Source organism: Arthrobacter sp. NicSoilB11, assembly GCF_019977375.1.
Lineage (GTDB): Bacteria > Actinomycetota > Actinomycetes > Actinomycetales > Micrococcaceae > Arthrobacter.
Window position 1 is genome coordinate 761,615 of the sequence record NZ_AP024657.1, and the last position, 13,605, is coordinate 775,219.

General features: G+C 68.0%; 13 protein-coding genes. 10 read left to right on the top strand and 3 right to left on the bottom strand.

The features are described from left to right. The first annotated feature begins 122 nt into the window (after positions 1 to 122). The 9 genes from LDO14_RS03670 to LDO14_RS03710 all read left to right on the top strand — a co-directional run bounded on the left by LDO14_RS03670 (position 123) and on the right by LDO14_RS03710 (position 9,563). Positions 123 to 728 carry a PadR family transcriptional regulator gene (locus LDO14_RS03670; protein ID WP_018771215.1) on the top strand — a complete coding sequence of 202 codons (606 nt, stop codon included), beginning with the start codon at positions 123 to 125 and terminating at the stop codon, positions 726 to 728. Continuing rightward, positions 725 to 1,462 carry an ABC transporter ATP-binding protein gene (locus LDO14_RS03675; RefSeq protein WP_056389255.1) on the top strand — a complete coding sequence of 246 codons (738 nt, stop codon included), beginning with the start codon at positions 725 to 727 and terminating at the stop codon, positions 1,460 to 1,462. The genes LDO14_RS03670 and LDO14_RS03675 overlap by 4 nt, the downstream gene beginning before the upstream one ends. After that, entirely contained in the window at positions 1,462 to 4,326 is a 2,865-nt protein-coding gene (locus LDO14_RS03680) for a hypothetical protein (RefSeq protein ID WP_223993846.1), read from the top strand. Before LDO14_RS03675 ends, LDO14_RS03680 begins: the two co-directional genes overlap by 1 nt. Before the next feature lie 93 nt (positions 4,327 to 4,419). Next, positions 4,420 to 4,704 carry a DUF1540 domain-containing protein gene (locus LDO14_RS03685; protein ID WP_018771212.1) on the top strand — a complete coding sequence of 95 codons (285 nt, stop codon included), beginning with the start codon at positions 4,420 to 4,422 and terminating at the stop codon, positions 4,702 to 4,704. A gap of 226 nt (positions 4,705 to 4,930) precedes the next feature. After that, entirely contained in the window at positions 4,931 to 7,228 is a 2,298-nt protein-coding gene (locus LDO14_RS03690; protein ID WP_018771211.1) for a carbon starvation CstA family protein, read from the top strand. Further along, positions 7,228 to 7,431, top strand: coding sequence for a YbdD/YjiX family protein (locus LDO14_RS03695; RefSeq protein ID WP_018771210.1), 204 nt, complete (start codon positions 7,228 to 7,230; stop codon positions 7,429 to 7,431). The genes LDO14_RS03690 and LDO14_RS03695 overlap by 1 nt, the downstream gene beginning before the upstream one ends. Before the next feature lie 91 nt (positions 7,432 to 7,522). Further along, positions 7,523 to 8,149 (top strand): bacterial proteasome activator family protein, encoded by a 627-nt coding sequence (locus LDO14_RS03700; protein ID WP_018771209.1) that lies wholly within the window; start codon positions 7,523 to 7,525, stop codon positions 8,147 to 8,149. Between the two features lie 7 nt (positions 8,150 to 8,156). Continuing rightward, positions 8,157 to 8,600: a hypothetical protein gene (locus LDO14_RS03705; protein ID WP_018771208.1), complete on the top strand. Its 444-nt coding sequence runs from the start codon at positions 8,157 to 8,159 to the stop codon at positions 8,598 to 8,600. A 117-nt stretch (positions 8,601 to 8,717) separates the two neighbouring features. Further along, positions 8,718 to 9,563 carry an aldo/keto reductase gene (locus LDO14_RS03710; protein ID WP_026266063.1) on the top strand — a complete coding sequence of 282 codons (846 nt, stop codon included), beginning with the start codon at positions 8,718 to 8,720 and terminating at the stop codon, positions 9,561 to 9,563. A 218-nt stretch (positions 9,564 to 9,781) separates the two neighbouring features. Here LDO14_RS03710 and LDO14_RS03715 read toward each other — a convergent pair whose 3' ends face one another. The 3 genes from LDO14_RS03715 to LDO14_RS03725 all read right to left on the bottom strand — a co-directional run bounded on the left by LDO14_RS03715 (position 9,782) and on the right by LDO14_RS03725 (position 12,226). Further along, positions 9,782 to 9,967, bottom strand: coding sequence for a hypothetical protein (locus LDO14_RS03715; RefSeq protein ID WP_018771206.1), 186 nt, complete (start codon positions 9,965 to 9,967; stop codon positions 9,782 to 9,784). A 100-nt stretch (positions 9,968 to 10,067) separates the two neighbouring features. Beyond that, positions 10,068 to 11,159, bottom strand: a complete 1,092-nt coding sequence (locus LDO14_RS03720) for a hypothetical protein (RefSeq protein WP_018771205.1) — start codon at positions 11,157 to 11,159, stop codon at positions 10,068 to 10,070. Positions 11,160 to 11,221: 62 nt separating this feature from the next. Beyond that, positions 11,222 to 12,226: a hypothetical protein gene (locus LDO14_RS03725; protein WP_018771204.1), complete on the bottom strand. Its 1,005-nt coding sequence runs from the start codon at positions 12,224 to 12,226 to the stop codon at positions 11,222 to 11,224. A 122-nt stretch (positions 12,227 to 12,348) separates the two neighbouring features. Between LDO14_RS03725 and LDO14_RS03730 the strand changes: the two genes are divergently transcribed. Next, complete coding sequence (locus LDO14_RS03730; protein WP_018771203.1) at positions 12,349 to 13,590, top strand: NAD(P)/FAD-dependent oxidoreductase; 1,242 nt, start codon at positions 12,349 to 12,351, stop codon at positions 13,588 to 13,590. The last annotated feature ends 15 nt before the right edge of the window (positions 13,591 to 13,605 follow it).

The following is a 13,605-nucleotide window of genomic DNA, read 5'->3' on the forward strand; positions in this document are numbered from 1 at the left end:
AACCCCCGGTTGCATACCCGGTATTGCGCCGGGGCGTCAGTCGGGGCTAGGCTGCCTATACGCGGTATGCACGGGTCTTGGGGGCTCGTGCATACCGGTTGGAACCAGCCCGGGGGAGCACAATGTCCATTCGCCACAGCCTCCTTGCCCTGTTGCAGGACCAGCCGCGCTACGGCTACCAGCTGCGGGTCGAGTTCGAGAACCGCACCGGGGCCACGTGGCCGCTGAATATCGGGCAGGTGTACACCACACTTGACCGGCTGGAGCGCGATGCCCTGGTGGCCAAGGAGGGCGACGACGGCGAAGGGCACGTGGTGTACAGCATCACCCCTGCCGGCAAGGACGAGGTGCGGAACTGGTTTGCCGCCCCCGTGGAGCGGAACAGCCCACCACGCAACGAGCTCGCCATCAAGCTTGCGCTCGCCGTTACCCTGCCCGGGGTCGATGTCCAGGCCATCATCCAGGCCCAGCGCGTGGCGTCCATCCGCGCCCTGCAGGACTACACCAGGGCGCGCCGCGATACGGCGGCAAACCAGCGGGCCACGGATACTGCCTGGCTGTTGGTGCTCGATTCACTGATCTTCCAGACCGAAGCGGAAGTCCGCTGGCTGGACCTTTGCGAGGCCAGGATGGTCCAGCAGGCGCAGGCCACGGCGGCAATTGGAGCCCGGAAATCCTCCAACGGGGCCACGGAAGACACCCCGCTCAACGCGGACATCCGCCGGTGAGCGTGCAGGGGCCGCAGCAGGTCCTTGAACTCGCCAGGGTGGGAAGGACTTTCGGGCACGGCGCGACGGCGGTCGCCGCCCTCCGCGACGTTGACCTCACCATTTCAGCTGGGGAGTTCGTCGCGGTCATGGGCCCGTCGGGCTCCGGCAAGTCCTCCCTTCTGGCCATTGCCGGCGGACTGGACCGGCCGACGTCGGGCGCTGTCTACGTTGAGTCCACGCCGCTGGCCGGGCTGGGCCTGAACGAACTGGCCCGGCTGCGCCGCCGGGCCGTGGGCTACGTCTTCCAGGACTTCAACCTGGTTCCCACGCTGACCGCCGCGGAGAACGTGGCGCTGCCGCTGGAACTGGACGGAACTTCCACCAGGAAAGCGCACCGGCAGGCCGCCGATGCGCTGCGGCAAGTGGGGATTCCCGAACTGGCGGACCGGTTCATGGACCAGATGTCCGGCGGCCAGCAGCAGCGCGTCGCGATCGCCAGGGCCATCGTGGGCCAGCGGCGGCTGATCCTGGCCGATGAACCTACAGGTGCATTGGATTCGACAACGGGCCAAGGGGTCATGGAGGTCCTGCGGGCCCGTGCCGACGCCGGAGCGGCCGTCATGCTCGTCACCCACGAAGCCAGGCACGCCGCCTGGGCGGACCGCGTGGTTTTCCTTCGGGACGGGCGGATCATCGACCAGGCCGCCGCCATGCACGATCCCACCATGCTGCTCACCCAGGCCGGTCTCTGATGCCGGTGGACCTTGCTCCGGCGCCCACAAGCCGCCGGAGCAGCCTTCGGGTTGCCCTGCGGCTGGCGCGCCGGGACATCACCCGCCACAAGGGGCGGTCCCTCCTCATCATCCTGCTCATCATGCTGCCCGTGGCCGGGATGACGGGTGCCGCCACCCTCTACCAGAGCTCACAGCGGACGCCGGGTGAAATCGTCACCTACGAACTGGGAAACACCCAGGCCAGGTTCAGCGTCCTGCCCGTTCCCAGCGCGGACTCCCTCCAGGACCCGCTCAATGACGGTGTGGTCGCCTCCAGCACCGGCCGGTTCGATCCTGAATTCCGGCGGACCGACCCGCTTGACGCCATTCCCGCGGGCTACGATGTGCTGCCGCAACGCCTGCTCCAGCTGACCACCGGCGTGGGGGAAGCACTTGTTTCGCTGCAGGGCCGCGAAGTGGATGCCCTCAATCCGGCCTTCACCGGAAAGTTCAGCCTCCTGGCGGGCCGGCCCCCGCGCGACGGCACGGAGGTGCTGGCGTCGCCCGGGCTGATGACGCGCTTCCACCTCACTTTCGGACAGGAATTTACGACGTCGGCAGGCACCTTCGTGCCGGTGGGCACCATTCGCGATGCCGGCCTCCCGGACGGCACCAGCTTCCTGTACCTGCAGGCAGGACAGGTACCCTCTGACCTTGCCAAGGGACCGCAGACCCGCCAGTCCGTGTCCTACTACCTGGTGGGTCCGGAGCCGGTCACCTGGCCGCAGGTCATGGAAGCCAACAGTAAAGGCGTGGGCGTGCTGTCCCGCAGCGTGGTGCTGGACCCGCCGTCCCGGGAGGAACGGACCGTTGCCGGTTCCGTGCCCCGGGATGATTCCACGGAAGCGGTGGCCGTCTACGCCGGGTTCGGCCTGATCGGCGCCCTGGCGCTGCTGGAGGTGGGCCTGCTGGCCGGTGCTGCCTTCGCCGTGGGCGCCAGGCAGCAGGTGCGTGAGCTGGCACTGCTGGCATCCTCGGGTGCGGAAGGCCCCGCCATCCGCGCTGTTGTCACCGCGGGTGGACTCTGGCTGGGCGGCGTTGCCGTTGCCGCCGGAGCCGCGGTGGGGCTGGGAGCCGCTGCCGTCGTCGTCCACGTGGTCCGGTTGCACGGCTCGGCACGGCTGGCAGGGCTGCATCCGGATTTCCTGCTGACACTCGCCGCCATGGCCATGGGACTGGCATCCTGCACCATCGCGGCGATGGTGCCTGCGCGGCAGGTGTCCCGGCAGGCTGTGCTGGGTGCCCTCAAAGCCGGCCGGGCCCCCTCGGCGAAGACGCGGCGGGCAACCGTGGCCGGCACCGTGGCGCTGGTGCCCGCTGCCGGGCTGCTGGCGGCGGGCTGGCTGCTGGGACGGTCCACCAACGATCCTGACCGGCTGGCGGAGCAACTGCCGCTGGTGGTCACGGTGCTCATCCTCGGCGCCGTGCTGGCGGTTGTTGCCCTGGTGCTGCTGACCGGCTGGCTGGTCCTCCGCCTGACCTCCCGCAGCCAGTGGATGCCGCTGTCCCTCCGGATGGCGGCCCGGGATTCGGCCCGGAACCGCGGGCGCAGCGTTCCCGCCGTGGCCGCGGTACTCGCCGCCGCCACCCTGGCAAGCGCCGCCCTGGTGCTCTCTGCCAGCCAGCAGGCGGGGATGCGGGAAACACATTACTGGGGCGCCCTGGAAAACCAGGCGTACCTGCCGCTGGTGGTGGATCCGCCGGCGTCGGCCGATGGCAGCAGGAAGCCGCCCGTCCGGGTGGATGTCCATAAGCTCTCCTCTGCGGTGGCAGATGCCCTGGGCACCGTCGAATCGACGCACGTGATCACGGCGCCGGAGAGCCTGCGCAACTGCCCCGAGGGCCCGGCTGATCCCGGATTGCCGGCGCGCACGGATACGTCAAACTGCCTGCTGTTTTCGCTTGCCAGGCCGCAGGCAAATGAATGCCCGAGGACTCCCAAGGGAAGGGTGTTGGACCCGGGCGACTGGCGGTGCCGCGGTTCCATGGTCAGCGAACAACCGTCCGGCCGGGCCATCCTGGTGGGCGGCGGCGAGGAGATCCGGGCGGCGCTGGGCCGCAGCGCCACCGCCGAGGCAACGGCGGTGCTGGACGCCGGCGGGATGGTGGTGACGAACCCGGTGTTCGTCAGTGCTGGAAGGGTACTGCTCGAGGGAAAGGACGTACGGACCCAAGAGCCGGCATCCTCGGGGCCGGGCACCGTCCCCTCAACCGTCAGGAGCGACTCCCTTGCCGCGGCAGTGCTTGAACCGGCTGTCCCGGTGCCCTATTACGGCGTTGTCTCGCCGGAAACCGCCGAACGCCTGGACCTCCGCGCGGCCCCGGCCGGACTGCTCGTGCAGCTCTCTGCCTACCCCTCCGAGGCTGAGGCAGATGCGGCCTCCGCTGCGGCCGCCGCCGTCTACGGGCAGCCGGGCATGACTTTCCAGGCGGAACCGGGCGTTTCGCAGGTAAGCCAGTGGATCACCTGGTCCATCGTGGCCGCGGCTGCGCTGATCACCTTCAGCGCGGCGGGCATTACGACCGGACTCTCCATGGCTGATGCACGGAAGGACCATGCGGTCCTCGCCGGCGTCGGGGCCTCGCCAAGGCTGCGCAAGGCCCTTGCCGGGGCGCAGGGACTGTTCACCAGCTGCGTTGGAGCCGTTCTGGGGACGTTGGCAGGAACGGTGCCCGCGGTCCTGCTGGTCCTTTCCACGGACATGCGGACAGCCCTCGAGGTTCCCTGGCTGCACCTGTCCGCGCTGCTGGTGGCAGTGCCCTTGACGGCGGCAGCGCTCGCCTGGGCCTTCACCCGGTCCGGGCTGCCCCTGTCCAGGCGCAGCCTGGTGGAGGGGCATTAGGTCAAAGTATTGGGTCTTTTTGATCACCGGGATCAGGCCTACCGTAGGTGCACGAGCCGCCCGCCCGGGCGGTGGAACTTACGGAGGAACTTCATGACGACCCATGTTGCCGACTGCAGTGTCACCCGTTGTTCATTCAACGACCATGAAGGCTGCACCGCCCATGCCATCACCGTGGGGGGAAGCCAGGACCACGCATCCTGTGCCACGTTCATCGAGACCGGCATCCACGGCGGCCTGCCCAAGGTCCTCGCCGACGTGGGAGCCTGCCAGCGGGCCGAGTGCGTCCACAACGACCACCTGATGTGCAACGCCCCGGAGGTGCACGTCGGGCCGGGAGCCGACAACGCCGACTGCCTCACCTACGCCCACGCCTGACCGTCCCTGCCGCCATGCGAAGGGCGAAGGCTCCCGTCCGGAATCCGGACGGGAGCCTTCGCTTTTGCCGCAGCCCGCCGTCGTACGTCCGTCACCGCTCATTCAGCGCCGGACTGCCGCCGCTCGCCGCACAGGCCGGCGCCGCGCCGCCGTCGGACCCTTTTGGCAGGATCGGCGTTGGTAGGGTGCCCAGTAGCAAACGAGGGAAAACTCTCAAGGAGGAGACATGGCCGGAATGCCTGACCAGCGGAACAACGGATCCCGGGCGGAGGGCGGGTTGGCGACTGACCCGAATCTTCCCCCGCCCGCTGTGGACGAGGCACGGCTCGACGCCGAAGACCGGAGGTGGACGCCAGGCAAGATCGCGCTCTGGGCAGCAATCGCCCTCCTCGGCGGGGTGGCCTGGTTCATGCTGGCGATCGTCCGCGGGGAAACCGTCAACGCCATCTGGTTCGTCTTTGCCTCCGTCTGCACCTACCTCATCGGGTACCGCTTCTACTCGAAGGTGATCGAGCGCTACATCACCAAGCCTGACGACCGGCGCGCCACCCCTGCCGAATACAAGGCAGACGGCAAGGACTACGTCCGCACCGACCGCAACGTCCTGTTCGGCCACCACTTCGCCGCCATTGCCGGCGCCGGCCCGCTGGTGGGGCCGGTCATCGCGGCGCAGATGGGCTACCTGCCCGGCACCATCTGGATCATCCTCGGCGTCGTCCTTGCCGGGGCCGTCCAGGACTACCTGGTCATGTTCTTCTCCATGCGCCGCGGCGGCCGGTCGCTGGGCCAGATGGCCCGCGAGGAACTTGGCGTCATCGGCGGCACGGCCGCCCTCATCGCCACCCTGCTCATCATGGTGATCATCGTGGCCATCCTGGCGCTCGTCGTCGTTAATGCCCTGGGCGAAAGCCCGTGGGGCGTGTTCTCGGTGGGCATGACCATCCCCATCGCCCTGTTCATGGGTGTCTACCTCCGTTACCTGCGCCCCGGCAAGGTCATGGAGGTCTCGATCATCGGCTTCGTCCTCCTGATGGCGGCCATCATCGGCGGCGGCCTGGTGGCGCAGACCCAATGGGGCGCCACCGTGTTCCACCTGGACAAGGTCACCATCGCCTGGGGCCTGATCGTTTACGGCTTCATTGCTGCGATCCTGCCCGTATGGCTGCTCCTGGCTCCGCGCGACTACCTCTCCACCTTCATGAAGATCGGCGTGATCGTGATGCTCGCGCTGGCCATCATCGTGGTCCGGCCCGAAATCACCGTCCCGGCCTTCAGCGAATTCGCCGGCCGCGAGAACGGGCCCGTGTTCTCCGGCGCACTGTTCCCCTTCCTGTTCGTGACCATCGCCTGTGGTGCGCTGTCCGGTTTCCACGCCCTGATCTCGTCCGGCACCACCCCCAAACTGGTGGAGAAGGAACGGCAGACCCGGTACATCGGCTACGGCGGCATGCTGATGGAATCCTTCGTGGCCATCATGGCGCTGGTAGCAGCCATCTCGATCGACCGCGGCCTCTACTTCGCCATGAATGCCCCCACGGCGCTGACGGGCGGCACCGTGGAAACGGCAGCCACCTGGGTCAACGGCCTGGGCCTGAGCGGCGTCAACATCACCCCCGGCCTGCTCAGCGAAACCGCCGCCAACGTTGGGGAGCAGAGCATCGTCTCCCGCACCGGCGGCGCACCCACGCTGGCCGTCGGGCTGGCGCACATCATGCAGCAGTTCATCGGCGGGACGGCCATGATGGCGTTCTGGTACCACTTCGCCATCATGTTCGAGGCGCTCTTCATCCTCACCGCCGTGGATGCCGGCACCCGCGTTGCACGTTTCATGCTGCAGGACTCGATCGGCAACTTCGTCCCCAAGTTCAAGGAAGCCTCCTGGCGGCCCGGGGCCTGGCTCTGCACGGCCATCATGGTGGCTGCCTGGGGTGCCGTGCTGCTGATGGGCGTGACCGATCCGCTGGGCGGCATCAACACCCTGTTCCCGCTGTTCGGCATCGCCAACCAGCTCCTGGCCGCCATCGCGCTGGCTGTATGCCTGGCCATCGTCGCCAAGCGCGGCACCTTCAAGTACCTGTGGATCGTTGCCCTGCCGCTGGCCTTCGCCGCCGTGGTCACCATCACCGCCAGCTACCTGAAGATCTTCTCGCCCGTCCCTGCCGTGGGGTACTTCGCGAACAACGCCGCCTTCAGCAAGGCGCTGGCGGACGGCAAGACCGAGTTCGGTACCGCCAAGACCGGGGCCGCCATGGAAGCTGTGGTCCGCAACACGGCCATCCAGGGCTGGCTGTCCGTGATCTTCGTGGTGCTGAGCATCATCGTGATTGCCACGGCGGTGCTGGCCACGGTCAAGGCATTCCGTGACAGGGCGGCCGGCACTGCCACCACGGACAACGAGGACCCGGCGGTTCCCTCGCGCGTCTTCGCCCCCGCCGGACTGGTGCCGACGACGGCCGAACGTGAGTTGGCAGCCGAGTGGGACAGGGTGCCCGCAGACGCACGGCTTGAACGGGCCAGGCACTGATGGGCACCGGTGTGGCTTTGGTGGCCAATGGCTTCCGCGGGTTCGCCCGCTACCTGGGCGGCGTCATGGGCGCGGACGCCTACACCAAGTACCTCGAGCACCACAGGGCAGCCGGGCACCAGGAGGAGCCCCTCAGCGAACGCGAGTTTTGGCGGGACCGTACGGACCGCCAGGACAACAACCCGCAGGGCAGGTGCTGCTGATTGGGCCTGCTGATTGAGCCGGCAGCGGACAAGCCCGCCACAGGCGTTCACGGGTGGACTCCGGGCGGATGGGCCGTGAGAGTATGAACGCATGAGCGATCCCAACGACACTCAGGCAGCTGAGGACCTCCCGGTAGAAGGCACTCCCGTTGACGACACCCAGGACCCCGTGCAGATTCCGTCCGCCGCGGACGGCAAGCCCAGGGGCAGCAGCCTGCAGGATCTGGTGGACGAGCCTGCCAAGGTGATGCGGATCGGCACCATGATCCGCCAGCTTCTCGAAGAGGTGAAGTCCGCGCCGCTTGACGACGCTGCGCGGGGCCGGCTGGCCGCCATCCACGCCCGCTCCATCAAGGAGCTGGAGGACGGGCTTGCGCCGGAGCTGGTGGCAGAACTGGACAGGATCAACCTGCCCTTCTCGGACGACGCCACGCCCTCCGACGCCGAGCTCCGGATCGCCCAGGCGCAGTTGGTGGGTTGGCTTGAGGGCTTGTTCCACGGGATCCAGACCGCCATCGCGGCGCAGAACGCCGCCCGCGAACACGCCGCCGCGCAGCTGCAGCTGCGTCAGCTGCCGCCAGGCACCATGATTGCGCCCGGCGTCGTCATCGGCGAAAACGGCGAGCCGCAGCGCGCCCCGGCCGGAGCACGGCCGGGGGCGCAGGCACGGCCCAACCAGCGTGACGAACCGGACCACGGTCCCGGGCAGTACCTGTAGGCTCCGCTTGGGCTTTTTCAGCGCCGCACGGCAGGGGCGCAAGGATGATGTTGAACTGGGCAAGGGGTTGTGGCGCCGCGCGCACGACCGCTTCCAGCGGGGACTTGACCGCTTCCACCAGGTGCTCGAAGGGGTGGAGGACGACCAGCTGTACGGGGAACTGGTGGATATCGCCAACGAACTGGCCGGCCTCCTGCAGCGTGTCCGGACGGTATGCATGGAAGCGCAGCGGCGTGCGCCCAGTGACGGCCTGGACATCCCGGCCGGCCTTGCGGACGTCCACAGGTCCCTCTCCAAGGCGGGCAATTCGCTGGCGACCACGGCTGAGGCGGCGGCAATGCTGCGGCTCGCCGTGGGGCCGGTACCGGTTGGTGCGGTGTCGGTCCGGCGCCGGGCTGAGGCGGTGTTCCAGCAGGTGAACGACGCCGAGAGGCAGCTTCGCGGGGAGTAGCTGGACCGGTGCCGCGCAAATATTCCCGGTTTGGGACGTAAATATCGCGGTTACGCGTGTGGCTGACATTGAACCAAACGGGAGCCTGAAGCGGGGGACGTTTGGCAGGATGAAGAAATGACTTCTTCACCTACCTTGACTTTCAACGACGGAAACACGATCCCCCAGCTCGGCTATGGTGTGTGGCAGGTTGAGGACGGCGTGGCTGAAAAGGTTGTCCGCCAGGCCTTCGAAGCCGGCTTCCGGCACATCGACACGGCGAAGATCTACGGCAACGAGGCAGGCGTTGGCCGTGCAATCGCCGGCTCCGGCCTGTCACCGGAACAGATCTTCATCACCACCAAGCTGTGGAACGCGGACCAGGGGTACGAATCCACCCTCGCCGCCTTCGAGGAATCCATGGACCGGCTTGGCCTCGAAACGCTGGACCTCTACCTGATCCACTGGATGCAGCCCAAGCAGGACAAATACGTGGACACGTGGAAGGCGCTGATCGAACTCCAGAAGCGCGGCCGGGTCAAGTCCATCGGTGTCTCCAACTTCACCGCCGAGGGCCTGCAGCGCCTGATCGATGAAACCGGAGTGGTTCCGGCCATCCACCAGATCGAACTGCACCCCTACTTCAGCCAGCGTGAACTGCGGGAATTTGGAGCAGAAAAAGGCATCCTGACCCAGGCATGGTCCCCGTTGGGCCAGGGCGGGGAACTGCTGCAGGACCCCGTTGTTGCGTCGATCGCTGCCAAGCACCAGGCGACTCCCGCCCAGGTGGTCATTGCGTGGCACCTGGCCATCGGCAACGTGGTCATCCCCAAGTCCGTGACTGAGTCCCGCATCAAGGAGAACTTCGCGGCACTCGAGGTTTCCCTGGACGCCGGGGACGTTGAAGCCATCAACAACCTGGACCGCACCGCCGGCGGCGAGGGCCGCATCGGACCCGATCCCGCGGTCTCCGACTTCGCGTAACCCGCGACCGGCGGTGCCGGCCCAACCGGCCGGGGACCTCCGCCGAACCAACGTCAGCCCGTGCTGCCGGCAACCGCCAGGCAGCGCGGGCTGACGGCTTTAATGCGAGGCTGGCGCCCGTGACCGGCGTGGCTGTCCTGCCTGGTTTGCACCCTGGTTGGCGGAGCTGGGCCGCGGCTGGCCTGGGCCGTGGACCGCGGGGTTTTTGGCTGAACCGGTCAGGCGGCGATTCGGACGTGCTCCACGGTGACGGCGTCCACCACGGCCCAGCTGTCTTCGCCGTGGCAGTGCCGGGAGGCGAAGCGCTCGGCCTCTTCGAGGGTGTCAAAATACTCGGAGCGGGCCCGGCCGCAGTCGGCGTCGAAGTACGTTACGTGAAATTCCTGTACGGCTTGGTTTTCCATAAATCCAGTGTGCAACCGGGGTCTGACATTCACCGGAAGCAGCGCCGCGTGTTGTTGGGATTTGCCAACCCGGCTGAAGCCAGGCCGCGCACCTGGCGGGCTAAAGGGCCCGTGGATCCGGGACTGCGGCGCCGGTGGCCCGCACCTTCAGCACGAGTGCGGCCACGGACAGCATTGCCAGCCCGCTCCATGTGAGGGTTCCGCTCCATATCTCGGGCGGGAAGCTGAGCGCCCGGTCGTGAAGCGCCACAGTAGCGAAATAGGGGGCCCAGAAGACGACAGGTGAGAGGCCTGCCGCGGTCAGGAGCCGCGCGGGACTGTCCGGGACCGGCCGCGCCACCGCCCACACCACTCCTACCAGGAGTGAACCGGCCAGGGCAGCCGGCAACAGCCAGGCATCCCGCAGGGCCACCATGATCTGCAGGGCTGCGGAGGGGACAAGCACCATCGCCGCCGGCACCAGGGCCGGCAGCCGCCACCGCAGCGACAACAACAGGATGGGAACGAAGAGCACGAACGTCGAGACCAGGAATGTCGCCAAGGAGACCATGATGCTCGACGACGTTGGACCCGTCACCGCCGGCTGGGTCCCGGCGGGGCCGGAGTACGTCTGGATGAGGCCATGGCGGGAGAAGACCGCAAACTCCTGCAGGATGAAAGCTGCAACCATGCCGGCGAGCATCGCGCTCACGAACGCCGGCACCAGCCGGGCCCACGGCCGGGCAGGTGAGTGCCACGCTGCCGAGAAAGGTGCACCAAGAATGAGGAAGCCGCCGGTAGCCAGACCCAGGTGGGACGGGCTGAACAGGGCGCTGATGTTCTGCTCAATGCCGAACACCGAATGCCAGGCGAAGTCGCCCAGCCCGGAAGCAAGGAAGAGGAGTACGCCGGCGGAGGCTGCCCCATAGCCGGCAGGGACTGCTTCCCGCCACCTCGTCCCCGGGGCGTGCCGGCGCCAGGTCAAGGCGCCGATCCAGAGGGCGCAGGCGGCGAAGCCTGAGTAGAGGATCGCGTGCCACGGTGTGAAGAACGTCTCCAGGCCGCGGAGGTTGTTGTGCGCCCAGCCGTCAACGTAGGTCCCCGTGAGGAGCCAGACGCCGGCCGCGAGGGTGACGGCGTCTTCCACGGCCGTGGTGGGACGGTGAACCGATACCGGCGGGATCGCAAAGGCGTGTGCTGCTGCGGCGTCCATAGCTCCACAGTAGGTCCCGCCGATGCCCGGGGCGAGAGGGCATGCCAAGTAGTTGGCGCCCCTCAGGTGCTGGCCAGGCGGAGTACGCGTTCCTGTGCCAGCATGGCCGTGCGGCTGGCTTTGTCGGCCGCCCGGACCGCCTGTTTCGCTTCTGCGGTGGTGGCGGCGAGCCGCTTCCGGGAACGGTCCAGGCTTTCCTCGGCGGCCTTGAGCCGGTTTCGAAGCTCAGCCGTTTCCTGCTGCAGTAACGCGATTTCCGCACGTGTCTGCTCCTCCCGGTCCTGCAGCTCGCCCGCGAGCCGGGAGGCCTCCTCTTCAGCGGCCTGGGCCTCGGCCAGCGCGGCCCTGGCCCTTTCCAGCGCCGGCGGCGAGGCCGGCCGGGGAGTCTGCCGCACTGCCTCAAGCCGGGGCTTGGCGGGCTTTGGCTGGGTGTGGTGCTCCGCCGTCATGCGTGTCTTTGCCGCTGTTGCCTTTGGCCCCGCTGCCTGCGCCTCCGTTTTCGTCTTTGGAGCCGGGGGAGCACTTGCGCGGGCGGTGGCCGGCGCGGCCGGGAGCAGCCCGGGGAGGGCCACCGCCCCGTCCAGGTCGACGTCGTTGATGCCGTCGGCTGACAGGACTTTCAGCAGCCGGCCGCTGCCCACCGCAGCCGCCGCACGCTCGTCTGCCGTCAGTGCCCGCAGGGTCTCCTCAACGTCGGCGGCCATCGCGTCGCTGATGGAGCGGCCCTGCTCCTGGGCCACAGACCGGGCAGCGTCGACGGCGTCAGCCAGCATGGTGCGGCGCTCCCGGCCCAGTTCGCGCAGGGCGGGCGCATCCAGCGAGTTCTGCGCTGCCCGCATGCGCTCGCCAAGTCCGCGAAGCGCGGCCAGCACGTCCGGCCGGTGCCGTGCCAGCATGTTGAGCGCCCACGCGGCGACGGATGGTTTCGGCAGGGCGCGGACCGCTGCCCCCAGTTCCTTGTCCTGCCGCCCGGCGTCCTTCGCAGCGGCGGTCCTGGCCGCTATGAAGTCGTCCAGCGTCCCGCCGTACAGCCTGTCCGCAATGTCCGCCAGGGCTTCGTCTTCCATGCCGCCATCTTAGGTGCCGTGCTCCCGCCGGCGTCCGGTCCCGGCGGGCGCCGGACGCCGGCCGCCCTGCCAGTGGCCTCGGCACTCTGTTACTCATCGGCCCGGAGGGGTAAGTTGCACGAATGGACGATTCATACCAGGTCATCGTGGTTGGCGGCGGATTCGCCGGAAAGACGGCGGCTGAGGAGTTGGGCCGCAAGGGCGTCCGGGTGCTGTTGCTCGATGCCAACAATTACCAGCAGTTCCAGCCGCTCCTGTACCAGGTGGCTGCATCCCAGATTGGCGTCTCGGCGGTCACCCGGCCGCTCAGGTCGGAGTTCCGCAAGGTCAACAATGTCCGCGTCCTCACCGCGGAGGTGACGTCTATCGATGCGGCCAACCGCACCGTCACCACCGCAGACGGCTCCAGCTACCGGGCCAGGATCCTGGTCATCGCCACCGGGGCCGTACCGAACTTCTTCAACACCCCGGGCGCCGAAGAGCACGCCTACCCGCTGTACTCGGTGGCGGACGCAACGCGCCTGAGCGCCGCGATCACTGCTGTTTTGGACGAAGCTGACCGCGAGCCCGGGGCGGAAGCCGACGTGGTCGTGGTGGGCGGGGGTCCCACTGGTGTGGAAACTGCAGGCGCCTTGGCGGAGAACGTCAAATACATCGTGCCAAAATACTTCTCGCCGGGGCTGGCTGCCCGGTGCCATGTCCACCTGGTGGATATGGTTCCGAACGTCCTTGCCGCGTTCTCCGAAAAGTCGCAGGCGTATGCGCGGGACCGCCTGACCAAGCTGGGCGTACAGCTGCACATGGGCCAGCCTGTTGGTGAGGTCCGCCCGGACGGCGTGACCCTCAAGGACGGCACCGTTATTCCCGGCCGGGTGGTGGTGTGGGCCGGTGGCCTCCAGGCCGGCCGGATCATTACCGGGTCCGGCCTGAAACAGGGCAAGGGCGGCAGGGTGGACGTGCAGGCCGATCTGACAGTCCCTGATTTTGACGGCGTTTACGTGCTGGGAGACTCCGCCAACATCACCGATGCTACTGGAAACAAACTGCCGCAGCTCGGGTCGGTTGCGCAGCAATCAGGCAAGTGGGCGGCCCGCAATATCTATGCAGACCTTACCGGCGGTGTGCGCCAGCCTTTCCGGTACTGGGACAAGGGGTATATGGCCATGGTGGGACGCGGCGCAGCGGTCGCGGAGCTGGGGCGCCGCCGCCTGCAACTGCAGGGCCCACTGGCGTTCGTGTCCTGGCTGGCGGTCCACCTGGCCCTGCTGCCCGGATTCCAGCAGAAAGTCAGGGCGCTGTTCTCCTGGGCCAACGGCTACGTCACCCACAGCCCGGCCCAGGTGGTGGTGGGCAGGCCGGATTAGTTCCCGGCGAAACCC

What these genes read in the sequence shown, in the direction of transcription:
- LDO14_RS03670 (WP_018771215.1), top strand. Translation starts at nt 123, where the DNA reads ATGTCCATTCGCCACAGCCTCCTTGCCCTGTTGCAGGACCAGCCGCGC.
- LDO14_RS03680 (WP_223993846.1), top strand. Translation starts at nt 1,462, where the DNA reads ATGCCGGTGGACCTTGCTCCGGCGCCCACAAGCCGCCGGAGCAGCCTT.
- LDO14_RS03685 (WP_018771212.1), top strand. Translation starts at nt 4,420, where the DNA reads ATGACGACCCATGTTGCCGACTGCAGTGTCACCCGTTGTTCATTCAAC.
- LDO14_RS03690 (WP_018771211.1), top strand. Translation starts at nt 4,931, where the DNA reads ATGGCCGGAATGCCTGACCAGCGGAACAACGGATCCCGGGCGGAGGGC.
- LDO14_RS03695 (WP_018771210.1), top strand. Translation starts at nt 7,228, where the DNA reads ATGGGCACCGGTGTGGCTTTGGTGGCCAATGGCTTCCGCGGGTTCGCC.
- LDO14_RS03700 (WP_018771209.1), top strand. Translation starts at nt 7,523, where the DNA reads ATGAGCGATCCCAACGACACTCAGGCAGCTGAGGACCTCCCGGTAGAA.
- LDO14_RS03710 (WP_026266063.1), top strand. Translation starts at nt 8,718, where the DNA reads ATGACTTCTTCACCTACCTTGACTTTCAACGACGGAAACACGATCCCC.
- LDO14_RS03715 (WP_018771206.1), bottom strand. Translation starts at nt 9,967, where the DNA reads ATGGAAAACCAAGCCGTACAGGAATTTCACGTAACGTACTTCGACGCC.
- LDO14_RS03720 (WP_018771205.1), bottom strand. Translation starts at nt 11,159, where the DNA reads ATGGACGCCGCAGCAGCACACGCCTTTGCGATCCCGCCGGTATCGGTT.
- LDO14_RS03725 (WP_018771204.1), bottom strand. Translation starts at nt 12,226, where the DNA reads ATGGAAGACGAAGCCCTGGCGGACATTGCGGACAGGCTGTACGGCGGG.
- LDO14_RS03730 (WP_018771203.1), top strand. Translation starts at nt 12,349, where the DNA reads ATGGACGATTCATACCAGGTCATCGTGGTTGGCGGCGGATTCGCCGGA.